The organism is Bradyrhizobium sp. 23AC (assembly GCF_054863025.1).
Genome location: NZ_JAVAYN010000009.1, coordinates 100,820 through 119,979 on the forward strand (window position 1 = coordinate 100,820; position 19,160 = coordinate 119,979).

The 19,160-nt window shown below is 65.2% G+C and carries 17 protein-coding genes; 7 read left to right on the plus strand and 10 right to left on the minus strand.

Annotated elements, in window-relative coordinates; all coding sequences use genetic code 11:
- Positions 1-13: 13 nt before the first annotated feature.
- Together RAD10_RS22190 and RAD10_RS22195 are read left to right on the plus strand one after the other, a co-directional pair.
- Positions 14-751, plus strand: coding sequence for an SDR family NAD(P)-dependent oxidoreductase (locus RAD10_RS22190; protein ID WP_461619257.1), 738 nt, complete (start codon positions 14-16; stop codon positions 749-751).
- A 131-nt stretch (positions 752-882) separates the two neighbouring features.
- Entirely contained in the window at positions 883-1,254 is a 372-nt protein-coding gene (locus RAD10_RS22195) for a CsbD family protein (protein ID WP_018318729.1), read from the plus strand.
- Between the two features lie 189 nt (positions 1,255-1,443).
- Here RAD10_RS22195 and RAD10_RS22200 read toward each other — a convergent pair whose 3' ends face one another.
- Complete coding sequence (locus tag RAD10_RS22200; RefSeq protein WP_461619258.1) at positions 1,444-3,156, minus strand: SGNH/GDSL hydrolase family protein; 1,713 nt, start codon at positions 3,154-3,156, stop codon at positions 1,444-1,446.
- A 171-nt stretch (positions 3,157-3,327) separates the two neighbouring features.
- On the minus strand, positions 3,328-4,713 hold the full coding sequence (locus RAD10_RS22205; protein ID WP_461619259.1) for a lytic murein transglycosylase: 1,386 nt from the start codon (positions 4,711-4,713) through the stop codon (positions 3,328-3,330).
- Positions 4,714-4,928: 215 nt separating this feature from the next.
- On the opposite strand from RAD10_RS22205, the gene RAD10_RS22210 reads away from it, so the two are divergent.
- A complete protein-coding gene (locus tag RAD10_RS22210) occupies positions 4,929-5,804 on the plus strand; it encodes a UTP--glucose-1-phosphate uridylyltransferase (protein WP_461619260.1) in 876 nt (291 codons plus the stop codon).
- A 193-nt stretch (positions 5,805-5,997) separates the two neighbouring features.
- On the opposite strand, the gene RAD10_RS22215 is transcribed toward RAD10_RS22210, so the two are convergent.
- Positions 5,998-7,494, minus strand: a complete 1,497-nt coding sequence (locus RAD10_RS22215; protein WP_461619261.1) for a sensor domain-containing diguanylate cyclase — start codon at positions 7,492-7,494, stop codon at positions 5,998-6,000.
- Positions 7,495-7,649: 155 nt separating this feature from the next.
- On the opposite strand from RAD10_RS22215, the gene RAD10_RS22220 reads away from it, so the two are divergent.
- A complete protein-coding gene (locus RAD10_RS22220) occupies positions 7,650-7,913 on the plus strand; it encodes a DUF7662 domain-containing protein (RefSeq protein WP_026202061.1) in 264 nt (87 codons plus the stop codon).
- Between the two features lie 173 nt (positions 7,914-8,086).
- Here the strand turns inward: RAD10_RS22220 and RAD10_RS22225 are convergent, their stop codons facing one another.
- Together RAD10_RS22225 and RAD10_RS22230 are read right to left on the minus strand one after the other, a co-directional pair.
- Positions 8,087-10,963 carry an EAL domain-containing protein gene (locus tag RAD10_RS22225; RefSeq protein WP_018318723.1) on the minus strand — a complete coding sequence of 959 codons (2,877 nt, stop codon included), beginning with the start codon at positions 10,961-10,963 and terminating at the stop codon, positions 8,087-8,089.
- A 139-nt stretch (positions 10,964-11,102) separates the two neighbouring features.
- The gene (locus tag RAD10_RS22230; RefSeq protein WP_461619262.1) at positions 11,103-12,101 is read right to left on the minus strand and encodes an NAD(P)H-quinone oxidoreductase; all 999 of its coding nucleotides are present in this window, start codon (positions 12,099-12,101) and stop codon (positions 11,103-11,105) included.
- Between the two features lie 109 nt (positions 12,102-12,210).
- Between RAD10_RS22230 and RAD10_RS22235 the strand changes: the two genes are divergently transcribed.
- Both RAD10_RS22235 and rcdA read left to right on the plus strand, forming a co-directional pair.
- Entirely contained in the window at positions 12,211-12,402 is a 192-nt protein-coding gene (locus tag RAD10_RS22235) for a DUF1192 domain-containing protein (RefSeq protein ID WP_018318721.1), read from the plus strand.
- A 651-nt stretch (positions 12,403-13,053) separates the two neighbouring features.
- On the plus strand, positions 13,054-13,563 hold the full coding sequence (rcdA, locus tag RAD10_RS22240) for a protease adaptor protein RcdA (protein WP_018318720.1): 510 nt from the start codon (positions 13,054-13,056) through the stop codon (positions 13,561-13,563).
- 207 nt (positions 13,564-13,770) lie between these two features.
- On the opposite strand, the gene rpmE is transcribed toward rcdA, so the two are convergent.
- A complete protein-coding gene (gene rpmE / locus RAD10_RS22245) occupies positions 13,771-13,998 on the minus strand; it encodes a 50S ribosomal protein L31 (RefSeq protein ID WP_007599895.1) in 228 nt (75 codons plus the stop codon).
- Between the two features lie 196 nt (positions 13,999-14,194).
- Between rpmE and RAD10_RS22250 the strand changes: the two genes are divergently transcribed.
- Complete coding sequence (locus RAD10_RS22250) at positions 14,195-16,045, plus strand: ABC transporter ATP-binding protein/permease (RefSeq protein ID WP_461619263.1); 1,851 nt, start codon at positions 14,195-14,197, stop codon at positions 16,043-16,045.
- Between the two features lie 163 nt (positions 16,046-16,208).
- On the opposite strand, the gene RAD10_RS22255 is transcribed toward RAD10_RS22250, so the two are convergent.
- The 4 genes from RAD10_RS22255 to RAD10_RS22270 form a co-directional block, all read right to left on the minus strand.
- Complete coding sequence (locus tag RAD10_RS22255) at positions 16,209-16,424, minus strand: hypothetical protein (protein WP_461619264.1); 216 nt, start codon at positions 16,422-16,424, stop codon at positions 16,209-16,211.
- Positions 16,425-16,512: 88 nt separating this feature from the next.
- On the minus strand, positions 16,513-16,959 hold the full coding sequence (locus tag RAD10_RS22260; protein WP_091955987.1) for a GNAT family N-acetyltransferase: 447 nt from the start codon (positions 16,957-16,959) through the stop codon (positions 16,513-16,515).
- A complete protein-coding gene (locus RAD10_RS22265) occupies positions 16,959-17,987 on the minus strand; it encodes a peptidoglycan -binding protein (protein WP_091956046.1) in 1,029 nt (342 codons plus the stop codon). Before RAD10_RS22265 ends, RAD10_RS22260 begins: the two co-directional genes overlap by 1 nt.
- A 144-nt stretch (positions 17,988-18,131) precedes the next feature.
- The gene (locus RAD10_RS22270; RefSeq protein ID WP_461619265.1) at positions 18,132-19,157 is read right to left on the minus strand and encodes a flagellar motor protein MotA; all 1,026 of its coding nucleotides are present in this window, start codon (positions 19,155-19,157) and stop codon (positions 18,132-18,134) included.
- Positions 19,158-19,160: the final 3 nt, after the last annotated feature.

The following is a 19,160-nucleotide window of genomic DNA, read 5'->3' on the forward strand; positions in this document are numbered from 1 at the left end:
AAGGGAGGCCGCGATGGCGAACGAGCTCGATTTCTCAGGCAGGCAGGTGTTGGTGGTCGGCGGTTCCAGCGGGATCGGCAACGGCATCGCGCAAGCGTTTCGCGCGAGGGGCGCGCACGTCGCGGTTTGCGGCACGCGTGCGCAGCCAAAGGATTATTCGATCGAGGAAGGTTCTGATCTCACGGGCCTGTCTTATGCGCAGCTCGACGTCAGCAACCCCAATGCGATCGAGGCGTTCAAGCCCTCCTTCGAGCGGCTCGACGTGCTCGTGCTTGCGCAAGGCGCGGTGCTCTATCGCCGCGGCGAGTTCGAGATGAGCGGCTTCCGCAAGGTGGTCGAGATCAATTTGATGAGCCTGATGGCCTGCGCCACGCGATTTCATTCCATGCTGCGGGATGCGAAGGGGTCGCTGATCATGGTGTCCTCGACCGCGGCCTATCATTCCACTATGGGCAATCCCGCCTATAACGCCTCGAAGACCGGTGCGGTCGGATTGACGCGGACACTGGGCGAAGCCTGGGCGGAGGACGGCATCCGCGTCAACGGCATCGCGCCCGGGCTCGTCGACACCAAGATGACCAAGGTGACGACCGACAATCCCAAGCGGCTCGAAGGTGCATTGTCACGCATTCCGTTGCGGCGGCTGGGCACGCCGGCCGACATGGCGGGCGCGGCCCTGTTCCTGGCCTCGCCGCTGTCGTCCTACATCGTCGGACAGACGCTGGTCGTCGATGGCGGGCTCATCCTTTAGCTGGCCCGTAGCCCGGATTACGCTGCGCTCCATCCGGGCTACACACTTTCGTAGGAGCTACACTTTCGCAAACACTTGGAACTGGGCCGCGCCTGATCGGTTACTTCGGCTGACCACCGAGGAGGATCATCATGGACACGGATCGGATTGTTGGATCGGCCAAGGAATATGCCGGACGCGCGGAAGGCGCGATCGGAGACATGGCAGGCGATGCGAAGACGCAGGCTTCGGGCAAGGCGCGGGAAGCTGCGGGCACGGTGCAGAATCTCTACGGCCAGGCCAAGGATGCCGTGCGCGAGGCCGGCGAGACTGCGGCTGACTACGCCAAGGACGCCTACGACAACAGCGGCGAGACTCTTCGCGACGGTACGCAAGCATTGTCGAAGAAGGTGCAGGACAATCCGCTCGGCGCGCTGCTGGTCGCCGGCGGCATCGGTTTCGCACTCGCGCTTCTGATGTCGCGCCCCGCGCGTCGTCCCCCGCCGTCGCGCTGGCGCTATTAAGGCTAGTCGCCGAACGCCTATCACTCGTGCCCCGGACGCGATGCAGCCTAGGCGATGCGTAGCATCGTCCGGAAACGCTGCATCGCTAAGCCGGGGCCCATCTTTTGTGAATGCCGCACGAATTGGGTCCCGGCTCTGCGCCGCCTCACCAAGAGGCGCCGCGTCGCATCCGGGACACGAGACCTTACCTTACCGGAACATCTCGGCCGAGCGGCCAACGTTACCCGGCGGACGCGGGACCCCGGGATTGGGATTCGGATTGCGCGGCCCGGGAGCCGGCGTCAGTTGACGCGGCGGCGGGGGCTGCGGAGAGCCGAAGCCGAAGAAATCGCGGAATGAGGGCGTAGCCTGTGCCGGTTGCTGCGGCGAGACCGGCGGCTTCTTCGGTGCGAGCTTTGGCGGAGCGATCGCCGCGGCTGCACCCGGCGCAGCGGAAGTCGCGCCGCCGTCGGGCGTTGTCGCGGCCATCGGCGTATCGCCCTTGGCCTGTTCGCGGCCGACTTCGCGGCGCGGCCAGGCATAATCGTCGGCACGGCCCGCGGGAGCCGCCAGCGGTTCGCCCTTCACCATTGTCTTCGCAGCGAGCGCATCGACCGCGGCGGGACGCGAGCCTGGGCCGCCCAGCAATTGATCGGTCGAGATCGAGGCTGCAACCAGCGGCACGATCGGCCCCGCCAGCGGCCGCGGTGCGGGCTTGCCCGGCTCGGCGCTGGTGTCGGGCGTCGCCGGCTCGCTCGGCAGCGCGATCGGGCCGGAACGTCCTGCCAGCAGGCGCGTGATTTCGCGCTCGACATAATGCGCGAGCTTGCGCGCGCCGGGCTTTGTGAAGAAGACGCCGTCAGAGCTGCGGAGCTGACGGATCTGGCCTTCGAAGTCAGGACCCTTCTGAAGGAAGCGGCCGGCCTCGTCGACAAACCCGTCCCAGACGTCGACATAGGTAATGCCGGCCTTGGCCGCGCCTTCGCGATAGAGCGAATCCAGGAACAGCATGTCCGCCGTGCCCTTCTGCCCGCGGATCGCGGGAAGGCCGACCCACAGCACCGGCACGCCCTTCGCCTTGAGGACGCTGGCGAGCTCCTCGATCTTCTTGCCATAGAGCTCGACCCAGCGGTCGTCGCGGAATTCGTAGAGGCCGTTCGGATTGCGGGCTGTCTTTTCGGGCGCGGCCGCCGGCGCGTCGGCATTGTCGGCGTCGTCCTGCGGCAGATCGGCATCGGCAGGCTTGTCGTCGGGCTTGGCGGCGGTTTCGTTGCCGGGCTTGGCGTCCCCCGGCTTCGCTGGCTGTTTGGCGCGCGCGCCCTTGTCGTTCTTCTTGTCCTTGTCTGCGGCGGCCTTGTCCGTCTTGTCGGCGACGGGCTCGCGGATCGCGCTGCGGTCGTTGAGGCCCAGCATGACGACGATGACGTCGGGCTTCTCGGTCTCGAGGATGCCCCTTGCGGCAGTCGTCCAATCCGCGGGCTCGCCGCGCGGCTGGTACTTGATCAGGCCGGATGTGGTCTTGTGCTTGCGGATCACGCCCATGTCGGGCTGCTCGGTGTAGGCGTCTTCCAGGCCATAGGCGAGCCAGTCGGCCATGGCGTCGCCGATCACCAGCACGTTCTTCTCAGGGATGGTGTCGCGCTTGGCTGGCGCCGGCGCGCGCGAAAAATCCTGGCGCGGAGCCTGCTGCTGTTGCTGCTGGAACGGCGCGAAGAAGTCGCCGCCGAACCAGCCGCCGCCTCCGCCACCGCCCCGTTGTGGTGGCGGAGCCGAACGCTGCGGCGGGCCGCCGAAGCCGGGGAAGTTGAAGAACTGCGCCGAGGCAGGCCCTGCGACCGAGACCAGAATCGCAAGCGCCGTCCCCAGCGCGATCAACGGGCCGGTCTCGGTCAGCGCCTTGAACAGGGACTTCGGCTTCGACATGCGATCTCGGGCCAACGCAATGGGGATCGGAGGTAGCTCAATATAATAACGGAATCAGGCGCCAAACGGGCAAATTCCGTTGCAGATTCTTGCGCCCATACACCGGGGAACAGCCGCCTGCGTCAAGGCTGCCTGCCAAAATCCCTTTTCAGGGTTACTTTCGGCGCGATTTTACCGTCCGCGCAGCCGTTCCAGTGCGTCGGAGGAGGCAAAACCGTCCGCGGGCACCCCGATCGAGGCCTGGAAATTGCGCAGGGCTTCCCGGGTCTGGCCGCCGAACTGGCCGTCCGGGGTGCCCTTGTAGAAGCCGCGCTGCGCCAGTAGCTGCTGCAGCTCCAGCCGCTCGGTGCGCGACAGCTCGCGTTCCTGCCGCGGCCAAGGCTGCACGAAGGGCTGCCCCCCGCGCAGGCGGTCGGCGAAATGACCGATCGCCAGCGCATAGGCCTCGGCCGGGTTGTATTTCATGATGACGCGGTAATTCTGCAGCATCAGGAAGCCGGGCCCCTGCGCGCCGGCGGGGGCCAGCAGATAGGCCTTCTCGGCCGGATGCGGGAACGGCTGGCCCGTCGCCCGCTTCAGCCCGAGCTTCTCCCATTGCGCAATCGTCATCGCCTTGGCGCGGTCGGCCAGCATGTAGTTGAATCCCTGCGGCACCACGACCTCAAAGCCCCAGGTCTGACCGGCCTGCCAGCCGTCTTTCTTGAGGTTGTTGGCGGTCGATGCAATCAGGTCGGTCGGATTGTCGACGACGTCGCGCCGCCCGTCGCCATCGCCGTCGACGGCAAAGCGCTTGAACGCGGTCGGCATGAACTGGGTCGGGCCGAACGCGCCGGCCCAGGAGCCGCGCATCTGCTCCGGCCTGAGGTCGCCGCGGTTGAGGATCTCCAGCGCGGAGAGGAACTCGTCCTTGAAATAGGCCTGGCGGCGGCCGATGCAGGCGAGCGTCGCGGTCGATTGCAGCACGCTGCGATCGCCCATCTGCGTCGAGTAATTGGACTCGATGCCCCAGATCGAGGCGATGATGTAGCGGTCGACGCCAGTGGCTTTTTCGGTGGCGTCGAACTGCGCCTTGTACTTGGCGAGGATCTCGCGGCCCTTGGCGAGGCGGTTGTCGTTCACGAGGATGTCGAGATAGTCCCAGATTGATTTTGTGAACTCCGGCTGCGAGTCCATCAGGTCCATGATGCGCAGATCGGGTGAGAGCCCGGCCGTGAAGCGCTGAAAATTCTCCTGGGTGATGCTGCGCCGTGCGGCATCGGGCCACATCGCGGCAACGCAATTGCTGAAATTGCCGGCGGCCTCGCGGATCGCCGCGGCCGTCATCAGCGGATGGCCGGAAGCGCCGTCCTCACCGCTCCAGGGGAGAGCGCCGCCGGGACCTGGCGCAGGTTGCGAGGGCGCAGCGTTGGGGCCCGAGAAGATGCCGCCGAACAGATTGGACAGGCCGTTCTGCGCCTGGGCGTGCGCGCTGACGGGCAGCAGCAGTGCGGCCGCGATCATCGCCGCGCCGGTCACGGATCCCGCCCGTCTTGCCTGCCCTGCCACCAATTGCATCATGTCCTACCCATCGGCCTTCCAAAAATCTGGCATCAGGAGGCCCGGTTACGGTTGCCAATAGCTTAACAAAGGTGAAATTTTGGTGGCGGCCTTTTTCTTAACTCTGCGCGGGTGAGGCCCCACATCCGCCTTTGTTGGCGGCTGCAAACAGGCTAGCAAGATGCCATTGCTCCGTTCCGCCGTTCCCATGTGCCCCCAGGTATTCGAACAATCACATGAAAATTCGCAAAGCCGTATTCCCCGTCGCCGGCCTCGGCACCCGTGTCCTGCCCGCCACCAAGGCGATGCCGAAGGAAATGCTGACCATCGTCGACAAGCCGCTGATCCAGTACGTCTATGACGAGGCGAGGGAGGCCGGCATCGAGCACTTCATCTTCGTCACCGGCCGCAACAAGAACGTCATCGAAGATCATTTCGACCGGATGTACGAGCTCGACGCCACGCTGGCCGCGCGCGGCAAGAAGGCCGAGCAGGACATCCTGTCGCAGAACCAGCCCGAAGCCGGCGCCGTCAGCTTCACCCGCCAGCAGGCGCCGCTCGGCCTCGGCCACGCGGTCTGGTGCGCGCGCGACATCGTCGGCAACGAGCCGTTCGCCGTCGTGCTGCCCGACGAACTCGTGCTCAACTCGCCCGGCTGCCTCAAGCAGATGATCGAGACGGCGTCGACGCTCGGCGAGAAATCCAATCTGGTCGCGGTCGAGGCGGTGCCCGACCATCTCACCCATCAATATGGCATCTGCGGCGTCGGCAAGCGCAACGGCAAGATGTTCGAGGTCGACGGCATGGTCGAGAAACCGGCCAAGGGCACCGCGCCCTCCAATCTCTCGATCACCGGCCGCTACATCCTGCAGCCTGAGATCTTCAAGATCCTCGAGACGCAGGAGCGCGGCGCCGGCGGCGAGATCCAGCTCACCGACGCCATGATCGGCCTTGCCAAGTCGCAGAAATTCTACGGCGTCGAATTCGAGGGCGAGCGCCATGATTGCGGCTCCAAGCCCGGCTTCCTCCGCGCCAACATCGCCTACGGCCTGAAGCGCCCGGAGCTGCGGGACGGGCTGATCGCGGAGATGAAGAAGTATCTGGGGCAGTAGTCGCTACACTCGCGGTGTCGTCCCTGCGAACGCAGGGACCCATACCGCGGAATCTATCTAAGGCGTTCGGTAGTAGTACCGAGCGACTAGTCTTCGCCAAACCACTTCCTGTGGTAATGGGTCCCTGCGTTCGCAGGGACGACACCAATGGTGTGGTGGATTGCTTCGCTCACAATGACGAGGAGCGAACCTCTCACGCCACCAGCGACAGCTTCGGCAGGCTCGCAACCACGGACTGATTACGCCCGCCGGCCTTGGCCGCATACAGCGCCTTGTCGGCGGCGGCGACCAGGATCGCCCAGTCCATGCCAGCGGTGGGAACGAGGCTGGCGACGCCGCAGGAGACCGTCAACATCACCTCGTCGTCAGACCAGCCCTGCACCTTGAGGCGGATCGTCTCGGCGACCTTGAAGGCGTCGGTCGCAGACGTGTTGGGCAGCAGCACCGCGAATTCCTCGCCGCCATAGCGCGCGGCGCAATCGCCGGCCCGGCTCACCGAATCGGAAATGCAGATGGCGATGCCGACCAGCACCTGATCGCCGGCCTGATGGCCGAACGTGTCGTTGTAGGCCTTGAAGTGATCGGCATCGATCATCAACAGCGCGACGGGCGCCTTCTGCCGCATCGCGCGCCGCCATTCGACGTCGATGACGGAATCGAACTTGCGGCGGTTTTTCAGGCCGGTGAGCGCGTCCGTCGTCGCCATCTCCTCGAGCTTGCGCTCGGCCTCGGCGCGGCGGCCGATCTCGCGCGCGAGCACCAGCGTCGATCCCAGCGCGAACAGCGCGAGCGCCAGCACCACGGCGCCGATGCGATACGCCTCCTTCTGCCAGAGCGCGAAAACCGCGGCCAAAGGTTTGCCCGCCACCACGAACAGCGGCCCGTTGTCGGCGCTGCGGACATACAGCCGCGGCGTCGGATCGACCGGGCCCTGTCCCGAATAGGAGGTGCCGACCGGGAGATTGTCGGCCTTCCAGGCCCGGCGGTCGTTCAAATTGGTCCCGATGATGTCGAGATCGAACGGCCGCCGCATCATGATAGTGCGATCACGCCTGAGCACGGTGATGGTGTCTTCAGGATCGAGGTTCAGCCGCTCGAACAATTCGTGGAAATAGCTGAAGCGGATCGAGCCGGCGACGACGCCGAGGAAGCCGCCGTCGGTATCGCTGATGCGACGGCTCAGCACGATCGCGTAGGCGCCGCGGAACAGCATCGGGCGGCTGATGAACAGCCCGGCCTCGGGATTGTCGCGGTGAACCCTGAAATACTCCTCCTCGCTCCGGTTCTCGGGGAGGGGATCGAGCGTGGAGGCGTCGATGGCCAGCCTGCCCTCGGGGTCGAAAACCTGGATGGCGCCGAAATGCCTCGCCGTCGTCGCATGATCGAACAGGATAAGGTGACGGATCGGCTTCGACACGGTCGCGAGCTCGGGCAGCAGCATGTTGCTGGCGACCGCCTTCAGCGCCAGGTCGTAGATCTCGACGTTGCGGCTGACGTCGGACTGGATGGTGGTCGCGAGGTTCTCCAGCGTCTGGCGGGCGAGCGCTTCCTCGCCCCGGCGCATGTCGAGCATGACGTTGACGCAAATGGCGGAAAAGCCGATCACCGTCACCACGGACGAGATGATCAGCAGCTTCGCCGAAATCCGCCACGGCCGGCGGGCCATGACTTCGCGCCATCCAGACAGCATCGTTTGCTCCCGATCCCCTAGTGGATGCGCCCGAAATCTTGAGTAGTGTTTAAGGTGGAACAGCGCTGCCGTAGTGAGTTAAGAATCGGTTTACGCCGCTCACGGTTTTGGGCAGATCTCCTGCGAGCAGACCGGTTTCGGACAAGAGGACGGATGTGAACGACTACGACGCGTTGCGCGACTATCTGCTGCGGCAGAAGCAGGCCGAATTCGTCCTGAGCTTCGAACAGATCGAAGAGATCATCGGTGCGGCCCTGCCGCGCGCGGCCAATCGCGCCTCTTGGTGGGACAGTCTGCGCAGCCCCGACATCCAGATGCCGCAACGCGAAGCGTGCCTTGCCGCAGGCTTCAAGGCGGTGCGGATGCCCGATGGCCAGAGCGTGCGGTTCACGAAGATGAAGAAGGACGGGCGGCGGTAGCGGCGGAGCACCCGGTCAGGTGGGTGAAGGTCTCTCCATATCCAACAGTATCGTAGGGTGGGCAAAGCGAAGCGTGCCCACGACTTCTGTCGCAGTGCTGGATGGATGGTGGGCACGGCGCAAGTGCGCCTTTGCCCACCCTACGAGACCGAATTCGGGGGAGGGACGAGCGCCTAGCTCGCCGCTTCCAGCCGCACTTCCGTCAGCAGCCGCATCGCGGCGTCCGCGTCCATCGGCTCGCCGAAGGCAAAGCCTTGCGCGTATTCGCAGCCCATCTGGTAGAGTTCGACCGCGTCGGAATCGGTCTCGGCGCCTTCGGCGACGACATCCATGCCGAGATCATGCGCGAGCGCGATGATCGACTTCAGGATCACCGGCCGCGTGCCGCGATTGGTGGTGCGCACGAAGGACTGGTCGATCTTGATGGTGTCGAACGGGAAGCGCTGCAGATAGGCCAGCGAGGAATGGCCGGTGCCGAAATCGTCGAGCGACAGCCCGGTGCCGAGCTCGCGGATCCGCGTCAGCATCTGCGCTGCGTGCTCCGGATTCTCCATCACCAGCGATTCCGTCAATTCCAGCTTGAGCGTGCCGCGCGCCACCGAGGAGCGCGACAGCACGGTGCGGATGTCGTGGATCAGATCGTGGCGCAGCAATTGCCGCGAGGAGACGTTGACGGAGGCGAAGATCGGCTCGCGCGAGCGCATCGCGCGCTGCCAGATCGAAAGCTGCTTGGCGGTCTGGTCCAGCACGAACATGCCGAGGTCGACGATCAGGCCGGTCTCTTCGGCGATGGTGATGAACTCCGAGGGTGCCATGCGGCCGAGCTTCGGGTGATCCCAGCGCACCAGCGCCTCGAAGCCGGCGACCGAACGATCCTCCAGCCGCACGATCGGCTGGTACAGGATCGTGAGCTCCTGCCGCTCGATGGCGCGGCGCAACTCGCTCTCCAGCGTCAGGCGATCGGTCTTCCGCGCGCGCATGGCGGGCTTGTAGACGTCGATGCGGTCGCCGCCGATGCGCTTGGAGTGATACATCGCAAGCTCGGCATCCTTGATGATCTCGTCCGTGAGCTGAACTTGCGGATCGGAAAGGGCGAGACCGATCGAGGCCGTGAGAAAAATCTCGCGATCGTTGAAGGCGATCGGCGCCCGGATGGTCTTGCGGATGGTCTCGGCGAAGGCGGTGATGCGGGCCGGGTCCTGCTCCGAGAGCAGGATCAGGCCGAACTGGTCGCCGGCAAGCCGCGCCAGCGTGTCCTGCGGCTTCAGGATCCGGGTGAGGCGGCGGGCCAGCGTCAACAGGATGGAATCGCCGACCGCGATGCCGACGGAATCGTTGACCTGCTTGAAGCGGTCGAGGTCGATCACCATCAGCGTCGGCCGCAGCGTCGGCATGGTCTTGGCGAAATGCGCCACCGCACCCAGCCGGTCCATGAACAATTTGCGGTTGGGCAGGCCGGTGAGGTTGTCATGCACGGAGTCGTGCAGCAGGCGCTCCTCGGCGTTGCGCAGCTCGGTGACGTCGGTGAGCGTGCCGACCACGCGCGAAACCTCGCCGTCCGAGCCGACCACCGGGCGCGCCTTCAGCGCGAACCACATGAAATGGCCGTCCGGCGTGCGCAGGCGGAAATCCTGCACCAGACGGCCGCGGCGCTGATCGAGCACGCTGTCGAGCGCGGCGCGGAAACGATCCTGGTCGAGCGGATGCAGCACTTCGAGCCAGGAGGCCGCGGGCCCTTCGAGCGTGCCGCGCTTGAGGCCAAGCAGGGCTTCGGTCTCGGGGCTGGTAAAAACCTTGTCGGCGGAGACGTCCCAGTCCCAGATCAGATCGCCGGAGCCGGCCAGCGCCAGTGCGCGCCGCTCGATGTCGGAGACGACGCCGGTGGTGGCGCCGCCGCCGGCAAAAGCGTGCTGCATCACCGTGAACCCGATCAGCATCACGATCAGCACGAGGCCGCCGAGCAGCGCAGGGCCGACGATGTCGTTGGTGACGGAACCTGCGACCGTCATGCCGGCCGCGACCACCCAGACCACCAGCAGGAACCAGGTCGGGATCAAGAGCACTGCGCGGTCGAAGCCGTGGGTGGAGAGATAGACAATCAGCGCGAAGCCGGCGAAGGCGATCAGCACCAGCGAGATGCGCGCGATGCCGGAGGCCACCGCGGGATCGAACAGCGCCAGCGCCACCAGCGAGCCCAGGAACGCGAGCCAGCCCACCGTGATGTGCGAATAGCGCACATGCCAGCGACTGAGATTGAGATAGGCGAACAGGAACACCAGCAGCGTGGCCGCCAAAATCGCTTCGCCCGCCGCGCGCCAGATGCGCTCGGCGTTGTTCGACATGTCGAGCACCTTGCCCCAGAAGCCGAAATCGACGCCGATATAGACCAGCACGGCCCAGGCCAACGCCGCGGCGGCCGGGAACATGATGCTGCCCTTCACCACGAACAGAATGGTCAGCACCAGCGCCAGCAGGCCCGAGATGCCGATCACGATGCCCTGGTACAGCGTGAACGAGTTGACCTTGTCCTTGTAGGCTTCCGGCTCCCACAGATAGAGCTGCGGCAGCTTGTCGGTGCGCAGCTCCGCGACGAAGGTGATGACGGCGCCGGGGTCGAGCGTGACGCGGAACACGTCGGCGGTCGGGCTTTCCTGTCGCTCCGGCCGGTCGCCGGTGGAGGGCGTGATGGTCGCAATGCGCGACAGGCCGAGGTCGGGCCACAAGAGCCCCGAGGAAACGATACGGTAATGCGGCGCGACGATCAGGCGGTCGAGCTGGTCGTCGGTGTTGTTGGCGAGCGCGAACACCACCCAGTTCTGTCCGCCCTCGCGGGCGCGCACTTCGATGCGGCGGACGATGCCGTCGGTGCCGGGCGCGGTGGAGACCTGGATGCGGTCCGCATCGCTGCGCTGATGCTCGAGCACACCGGTGAGGTCGATCGCGGGCGCGTCACTGCGGACGCTGACGGCGTCGAGCGCGCGCGCGGGATACGCGGCGACAAGAATCATGAGGCCCAGCGCGATGGGCGCGAGGCACCTGATCAGACGCAAGGCCAGTTCTCCGCGTTCGACGCAAACTCTTCAGTGAAGACGATTTCAAACCGAACGGAAGTGGTTCGGTGCGTCGCGATAGATGCCACGAAAGCGAGGAAAATCAAAGGGTTTCCGGCGTCTCCCGTGGGCCGTTGGCCTAGACCTCCAACACAATTTTGCCAATATGTGCGCTCGTTTCCATGCGCCGGTGCGCATCGGCCGCCTTTTCCAGCGGGAAAGTGCTGTCCATCAGCGGTTTGACGCGGCCTTCGCGCAAAAGTGGCATCACTTTCTGCTCGATCGCGGCCACCATCGCCGCCTTGTCCGCATTACTACGGGGGCGCAGGGTCGAGCCGGTATGGGTCAGGCGCTTCACCATCACCTTGGCGATGTTGACGTTGACCTTGGGCCCGTTGAGGGTCGCGATCTGTACGATCCGGCCGTCGACCGCGGCGGCATCATAGTTGCGGTCGACATACTCGCCGGCGACCATGTCGAGGATGAGGTTGACGCCTTCCTTGTTGGTCGCTTCCTTGACCACGGCGACGAAGTCCTCGGTCTTGTAGTTGATGGCGCGGTCGGCGCCTAACTTGAGGCAGGCATCGATCTTGTCCTGCGATCCGACGGTGACGAACACTTTTGCACCGAACGCTTTCGCCAGCTGGATCGCCATGGTGCCGATGCCGGAGGAGCCGCCATGGATCAACAGGGTCTCGCCTTCCTTCAGGCCACCGCGCTCGAACACATTGTGCCAGACCGTCATCAGGGTTTCCGGCAGCGCGCCGGCTTCCTTCATGGACAGCGCGGGCGGCACGCTCATCGCCTGGGCGTCCTGGGCGATGCAGTACTGCGCATAGCCACCGCCGGCGACCAGCGACATCACCTTGTCGCCGATCTTGTGCCGCTTGGCATTGCTGCCGACGGCAACCACTTCGCCCGCGATCTCGAGACCGGGCAGGTCGCTGGCGCCGGGCGGCGGCGGATAGGCTCCCGAGCGCTGCGCAACGTCGGGCCGGTTGACGCCGGCGGCCTCCACCTTGACCAGGATCTCGTCAGGACCGGGCTGCGGAATGCTGCGTTGTTCCGGCACCAGCACTTCCGGTCCGCCGGGCTTGGAGATGGCGACCACGGTCATTTGCGCGGGCAGCTTGTCCATGATGTGTCCTTGGGTGAAGGTGCGGGATGAACGAGGCCCTTGCTTAGCCAGCGTGATCCAAGCTGGCAACCGCCTCAATATTGTGTGCGCGAACGCAGGAGGAACGAGGATGGCGACGGAAGACGACGACCGCCCGCGCAAGAAGATCAGCCATGAAATCGGGCAGGACCTCTCACTCTTGTCGGTCGAGGAACTGACCGAGCGCGTCACGCTGCTCAAGACCGAGATCGCAAGGCTGGAAGAAGCCGCCACGAAGAAGCGCGCCTCGCGCGATGCGGCGAACAGCTTTTTCAAGTCGTAGCCGCCGCACACCGCTGTCGTCCCGGACAAGCGCCGCGAAGCGGAGCGCCGATCCGGGACCCATAACCACAGGGAGTGGTTTAGCGAAGACGCGGAGTTGCCAGTCCGCGCAACAGCTCCTTCCTGTGGTTATGGGTCCCGGATCGGCGCTTACGCTTGTCCGGGACGACACCGGATTGTGTTGCGCCAGCCTATGCAAAATACGCCTGACCTGCGCCGGGGGACGACTGCGAGTTTTGTTCCCCGTCCCGCTCGGTCACTGGCCGACATGGCTAACGAACCCTCAAAAAATTCGCTCGTTTACGGTCGATTAAGCTTTCGGGTTTATGACTGGAGCTGTCCTCGTTTGGACACCGAGTGGCTCCTGTCCACTCTGTTTGACGCCTCCCTGTTATCAACTTTCAAAGCCGCCGGTCTCCGGCGGCTCTTTTTTGCGTTTTGCGCACAGGGTTTCGAGCGGCGTGGCTACCGCTTCGCGTCAAGAATATGCGTCAAAACAAGAGTCTCCGCGCAGTTGCATTCCGAGGAATGACCCGCGGAAACCATATCAGCGCTTGTCACTGGACTCCGCGTCCCGCCCGCGCAATGATTTGTTCATCATAAGCCGGCGCCAAAGCCGGGCAGTCAAACAGTTGCGTAAGAGGCGTTAACCATGGAACGTTTGCAGGCCGACGGCGCTCTCGTTCAACTCAGCGAGCGGTTCACCAATTCTGCGGCGTTCGGCGTCCTGTTCCGCGAGGGCATGGACCTCGTCGAAGAGACCGCCGCCTATCTCGACGGCGCCGGCCGCACCGAGGCCAAGGCGCTCGACCGTGCCGTGAGCCTCACCTACGCAACCGAGAGCATGCGTCTCACCACCCGCCTGATGCAGCTCGCCTCGTGGCTGCTGCTGCACCGCGCGGTGAAGGAAGGCGAGATGACGCTGAGCCAGGCCAATCGCGAGAAGACCAAGGTCAAGCTCAGCGCGGCCGATCCCGGCCCCACCGACACCATCGAGAAGCTGCCCTCGCAGCTCCAGGATCTGATCCATCGCTCGATGAGCCTGCAGACCCGCGTCCGCCGCCTTGACACCACCATCCACACCCCGCCGGCCGAACACATCGCGATCGGCAATCCGCTGGTGCCGCACCTCAACGCGCTGAAGGCGGCGTTCGAGCGATAGGTGCCGTAGTTCACAGGTGCCGTAGGGTGGGCAAAGGCGCGCAGCGCCGTGCCCACCATCTCTCATTTGGGACTACAACAGGGGTTTGGTGGGCACGCTTCGCTTTGCCCACCCTACGAAATCTCGGCTTTGGTCAGGCACCTCCAAAAACAAAAACGCCCCCGGTTTTCCGGGGGCGTTTTTCGTCTCCAGCCTTTGCGGGCCGGATCAATCCTTTTTGAGAAAGCCCGAAAACTTCTTCTGGAAGCGCGAGACGCGGCCGCCGCGATCCATCAGCTGGGCGTTGCCGCCGGTCCAGGCCGGGTGCGACTTCGGGTCGATGTCGAGGTTCAGCGTGTCGCCTTCCTTGCCCCAGGTCGAGCGGGTCAGGTACTCGGTTCCGTCGGTCATCACGACCTTAATTGTATGATAGTTCGGGTGAATTTCGGCTTTCATGGCAATTCCTCGGCGCCCCGGCGCCTTCTTGGGTGGCTATCGAATGACGGATTTGGGCGGCTCTATACCTCACGAAACCCGCTAAAACAAGCCATCCCGGGCGGTGAACCGGGTTTGCCCCTAAGGGACTTCCCGGATTTGCCACTACCCTTGCACCAGCCTATTGGGAGCAAACGAATGCAATGGGTTGGATCTCATGAGCGCAGTGGAACGGCTTGATGACCAGTATGTCGATCAGCGCGGAATGAACGCCGCGGACACCCCCTCGATCGAGGCCGAGCTGATCGAAGAGCCGGCCAAGGGCCGCGCCAAGCTGCGGCCTCTGCTCGCGCTGGCGCCCTATGTGAACCGCTATCGCGGTCGGGCGGCGCTGGCCTTCGTCGCACTCACGGTCGCGGCCCTGACCACGCTGCTGGTGCCGGTCGCGGTGCGCCGGATGATCGATTTCGGCCTGACGCCCGAAGGCATCGAGCTGATCAACAGCTACTTCTCGGTGATGCTCGCGGTGGTCGGCGTGCTCGCGCTCGCCAGCGCCGCACGCTACTACCTCGTGATGACGATCGGCGAGCGCATCGTCGCCGACCTCAGGCGCGACGTGTTCGCCCATCTGCTCTCGCTGTCTCCCGCTTTCTTCGATTCCGCACGCAGCGGCGAGCTGATCTCGCGGCTCACCGCCGACACCACCCAGCTCAAATCGGCCGTCGGCGCCTCGGTGTCGATCGCGCTGCGCAATTTGATGATGTTCCTCGGCGCCGCGGCGATGATGGTGATCACCAGCCCGAAGCTGTCGGGCTTCGTGCTGCTGGCCATCCCCTTGATCGTGCTGCCGCTGGTTGCCTTCGGGCGGTGGGTGCGGCGTCTGTCGCGCAATGCGCAGGACACGCTTGCAGAAGCCTCTGCCTATGCGGGCGAGCTGGTCGGCGCGATCCGCACCGTGCAGGCCTATACCAGCGAGCCATTCGCCGAGAAGCGTTTCGGCGGCGAGGTCGAGCAGGCCTATGAGGCCGCGCGCACCTCGACCCAGGCGCGCGCCGTGCTCACCGCCATCATCATCTTCATCGTGTTCGCAAGCGTGGTCGCGATCCTCTGGATCGGCTCGCATGACGTCCTCACCGGCGCGATTTCGCCGGGCCGGCTCGGTCAGTTCGTGCTTTATGCGGTGTTCGCCGCAGCCGGCCTCGGCCAGCTCAGCGAGGTCTGGGGCGAGGTCTCGGCGGCATCAGGCGCGGCCGAGCGGCTGTTCGAGATCCTGCATGTGCAGCCCGACATCAAGGCGCCCGCGTCTCCCCGCGCGCTGCCGGTGCCGGCACGCGGCGAGGTCGGCTTCGACCGGGTCAGCTTCGCCTATCCGGTGCGGCGCGACGTCAATGTGCTCGATACCGTCTCATTCACGGTGCGCCCCGGCGAGAAGGTCGCGATCGTCGGTCCGTCCGGCGCCGGCAAGAGCACGATCTTTCACCTGTTGCTGCGGTTCTACGACCCGCGCAGCGGCGCGATCTCGCTCGACGGCGTGCCGGTCAAATCCGCCGATCCCCGCGACTTCCGTGCGCGCATCGCACTGGTGCCGCAGGAATCGAACGTGTTCGCCGCAAGCGCCCGCGAGAACATCCGCTTCGGCCGGCCCGATGCGACCGATGCCGAGGTCGAGCGCGCCGCCGAGCTCGCGCACGCCGCCGAATTCATCCGCCGCCTGCCCGAAGGTTTCGACACCCCGCTCGGCGAGCGCGGCGTGACGCTGTCCGGCGGCCAGCGCCAGCGCATCGCGATCGCACGCGCCATCCTGCGCGATGCGCCGCTGCTGCTGCTCGATGAAGCCACCTCCGCGCTCGATGCCGAGAGCGAAACGCTGGTGCAGACCGCGCTGGAAGAGCTGATGCGCCACCGCACCACGCTGGTGATCGCGCATCGCCTCGCCACCGTCCTGTCCTGCGACCGCATCCTGGTGATGGACCAGGGCAAGATCGTCGAGCAGGGCGCCCATGCCGAGCTCGTGGCCGCGAACGGGCTCTATGCGCGGCTGGCGAGGTTGCAGTTCGAGGGGGCGTGAGGCGCTGCGAGCGTCACCACAACGACAGTGTCATCGCCCGCGGAACCGGGCGATCCAGTACTCCGAGACAGTCGTGATCAATCGAGAAGCCCCGGCGTACTGGATTCCCCGCCTTCGCCGGGAATGACAGTTGAGATTGCGGCGGAAGCTTCGCGTACGTAAGTTATTTGCACTTCGGCGAGAGCGCAGGCACATTTGGCCACGGCCAGTTCTTCCAGCTGCCGTCCTCTCCGACGCAGGCTGACGCTGATGCCGTCTCTGTTGATTTGGAGACCTCGGGCGCAGCAAAACGCTGGTCGACATAGGTCGTCGATAAATATCCGGCGACGATGACGCCCAGAAACACCGAGGAACCCTTGGCAAGATCGCGCAGCCGCATCGATCGCCTCCATTCGCTTGTCATCGCTGACACAACGAATAACCGACCTCGCAGGATCCCTGCGTGACGGGCCTCACGCCCGCCAGAATTACGCCCGCCAGGCCATCTTCAGCACCGGCCGGCCCGAGGTCGGGTTCACGTCGTCGCCGGCATGCGCAAAGCCGTTGCGCTCGTAGAAGCGGATGGCGCGGGAATTGTCCTTGTTGACGAGCAGCGTAATGCCTGATGGCGACAGGCGTTTCGCCTCGTCCACCAGCAGCCGTGCTGCGTCCGAGCCCCAGTGATCCGGATCGACCACGAGCTGGTCGAGATAGCCGTCGCCGTCGATGGTGACGAAGCCGGTGAGGGCACCATTCTGCTCGGCGACGACAATGGACGCCTTCGGTACCAGATCCCTCAGCCAGCGCTCGCGCCACCATTCCAGCCGTGCCGCGAAGTCGATCTGCGGATAGGCCTGCTGCCAGGTGCGATGCCAGAGGTCGATCGCGGCGGCTTCGTCGGAGGCCGCGTAGGGGCGGAGGTGGATCGCGCTCACTACCGCTCCGTCAGCTTCAGCTCGATGCGGCGATTGCGCTTGTAGGCCTCCTCCGTGTTGCCGGGATCGAGCGGCTGGAATTCGCCGAAGCCGGCGGCGACGAGGCGCTGGGCGGGCACCCCGAGCGAGACCAGATATTGCACCACCGAGATCGAGCGGGCCGCGGACAGGTCCCAGTTCGACTTGAAGTTCGGACCGTTGACCGGACGCACATCGGTATGGCCATCGACGCGCAGCACCCAGGGGATGTCGCTCGGGATCTTCTTGTCGAGCTCGATCAGCGCGGCTGCCAAGGTGTCGAGCTCGGCGCGGCCCTCGGGCAGAAGCACCGCCTGGCCAGTGTCGAAGAACACCTCGGACTGGAACACGAAGCGGTCGCCGACGATGCGGATGTCGGGCCGGTTGCCGAGGATGGCGCGCAGGCGGCCGAAGAATTCCGAGCGGTAGCGCGACAATTCCTGCACGCGCTGCGCCAGCGCGACGTTCAAGCGCGAGCCGAGATCGGCAATGCGGTTTTGCGATTCCTTGTCGCGCTTCTCGCTGGCATCGAGCGCCTCTTCCAGCGCCGCCAATTGCCGCCGGAGCGCGCTGATCTGCTGGTTCAGCACCTCGATCTGGGCCAGCGCCCGCGCCGAGACCGCCTTCTCCGAATCCAGCGCCTTGCCGAGCTCGGAGGTCTTGCCTTGCGCGTCGCTGCCGGCGGCGGCGAGGCCATCGTAGAGGCCCTTGATGCGGTCGCGCTCGGTCTCAGCCGAGGCGAGGCCGGCCTTCAATTGCGAGACCTGGTCGTCGAGCGTGAGCTTGCCGAGCTTCTCCAGCGACAGAAGCTCGTTGAGCTGGGCGATCTTGGCGTTGAGCTGCTCCAGCGCCTTGTCCTTGCCGGTGACCTCCTGCGACAGGAAGAACTGCACCACCAGGAACACCGACAGCAGGAACACGATCGACAGCACCAGCGTCGACAGCGCGTCGACGAAGCCGGGCCAGTAGTTGAAGGCGCCTTCGCTGCGGCGGCCGCGCGCTAGAGCCATGTTGTCCGTCTCCACCTTCGTCCCGGACGCGATGCAGCGTGTAACGCTGCTTCGCAGAGCCGGGACCATATTGTCCCTGACGCTGGGCCCCGGCTCAGCGACGCATCATTTCATGCTGCGTCGCGTCCGGGGCACGAGATCGTCTCAGCTCTTTTCCGGCTGGCGGGCGATGCGCTCCAGCAGACGCCGGATCTCGCGGTTCTGCTCGCCCTGGCCGTCGGCCCATTCGCGGATCATCTGCTGCTCGGTGCGCATGTGCGAGACCAGCGCCTGGATCGCCTCGGCGAGGCTCGCCATCGCCGCCGTGGTGCCGCGGCTGGCGCTGCCTTCCTCGAGCACGGAGCGTAAGCGTTCGACCGCGGCCTGGAGCTCGCCGCTGGCGACCCCGCCGCCGCCGCCGCCGGAAGCGACCGCGACCTCGCCGCTGCCATATTCGCGCACGGTGGTGGCAAGCCAGTCTTCGAGGTCGGTATAGAAGCGGTTCTGCGCCTGGCTCGATTGCAAATCGAGGAAGCCGAGGATCAGCGAGCCGGCGAGGCCGAACAGCGAGCTGGAGAACGAGATGCCCATGCCTCCCAGCGGGGCTGCGAGGCCCTCCTTCAGCGTGTCGAACAGTGCGCCGGAATCGCCGCCCACCTTAAGCCCGTCGATCACCTTGCCGACCGAGCCGACCGTCTCGATCAGGCCCCAGAAGGTGCCGAGCAGGCCGAGGAAGACTAGGAGGCCGGTCATGTAGCGCGAGATGTCGCGGGCTTCATCCAGCCGCGTCGCGATCGAATCGAGCAAATGCCGCATGGTGGTCTGGGTGATCGACATCCGCCCGGAGCGCTCGCCGCCGAGGATTGCCGCCATCGGCGCCAGCAGTTTCGGGTGCCGGGCTGGCGCCAGGCCAGGATCGGCGATGCGGAAATTGTTGACCCAGGACACCTCAGGGTAGAGCCGGATGACCTGGCGGAAGGCCAGGATGATGCCGATGAACAGCACGCCGCCGATCAGGGCATTGAGGCCGGGATTGGCGAAGAAGGCCTGGATGATCTGCTTGTAGAGCACCACGCTGACCAGCGTGCACAGCACCAGGAAGACCAGCATCCGCACCAGAAAAACGCTGGGTGAGGATAGCTTTGTGTACTCGATATCCATGGGGGAGCGGGGCGAGGTGCCTGACGGCATGGC

What these genes read in the sequence shown, in the direction of transcription:
- RAD10_RS22190 (WP_461619257.1), top strand. Translation starts at nt 14, where the DNA reads ATGGCGAACGAGCTCGATTTCTCAGGCAGGCAGGTGTTGGTGGTCGGC.
- RAD10_RS22195 (WP_018318729.1), top strand. Translation starts at nt 883, where the DNA reads ATGGACACGGATCGGATTGTTGGATCGGCCAAGGAATATGCCGGACGC.
- RAD10_RS22200 (WP_461619258.1), bottom strand. Translation starts at nt 3,156, where the DNA reads ATGTCGAAGCCGAAGTCCCTGTTCAAGGCGCTGACCGAGACCGGCCCG.
- RAD10_RS22205 (WP_461619259.1), bottom strand. Translation starts at nt 4,713, where the DNA reads ATGATGCAATTGGTGGCAGGGCAGGCAAGACGGGCGGGATCCGTGACC.
- RAD10_RS22210 (WP_461619260.1), top strand. Translation starts at nt 4,929, where the DNA reads ATGAAAATTCGCAAAGCCGTATTCCCCGTCGCCGGCCTCGGCACCCGT.
- RAD10_RS22215 (WP_461619261.1), bottom strand. Translation starts at nt 7,494, where the DNA reads ATGCTGTCTGGATGGCGCGAAGTCATGGCCCGCCGGCCGTGGCGGATT.
- RAD10_RS22230 (WP_461619262.1), bottom strand. Translation starts at nt 12,101, where the DNA reads ATGGACAAGCTGCCCGCGCAAATGACCGTGGTCGCCATCTCCAAGCCC.
- RAD10_RS22235 (WP_018318721.1), top strand. Translation starts at nt 12,211, where the DNA reads ATGGCGACGGAAGACGACGACCGCCCGCGCAAGAAGATCAGCCATGAA.
- rcdA (WP_018318720.1), top strand. Translation starts at nt 13,054, where the DNA reads ATGGAACGTTTGCAGGCCGACGGCGCTCTCGTTCAACTCAGCGAGCGG.
- rpmE (WP_007599895.1), bottom strand. Translation starts at nt 13,998, where the DNA reads ATGAAAGCCGAAATTCACCCGAACTATCATACAATTAAGGTCGTGATG.
- RAD10_RS22250 (WP_461619263.1), top strand. Translation starts at nt 14,195, where the DNA reads ATGAGCGCAGTGGAACGGCTTGATGACCAGTATGTCGATCAGCGCGGA.
- RAD10_RS22255 (WP_461619264.1), bottom strand. Translation starts at nt 16,424, where the DNA reads ATGCGGCTGCGCGATCTTGCCAAGGGTTCCTCGGTGTTTCTGGGCGTC.
- RAD10_RS22265 (WP_091956046.1), bottom strand. Translation starts at nt 17,987, where the DNA reads ATGGCTCTAGCGCGCGGCCGCCGCAGCGAAGGCGCCTTCAACTACTGG.
- RAD10_RS22270 (WP_461619265.1), bottom strand. Translation starts at nt 19,157, where the DNA reads ATGCCGTCAGGCACCTCGCCCCGCTCCCCCATGGATATCGAGTACACA.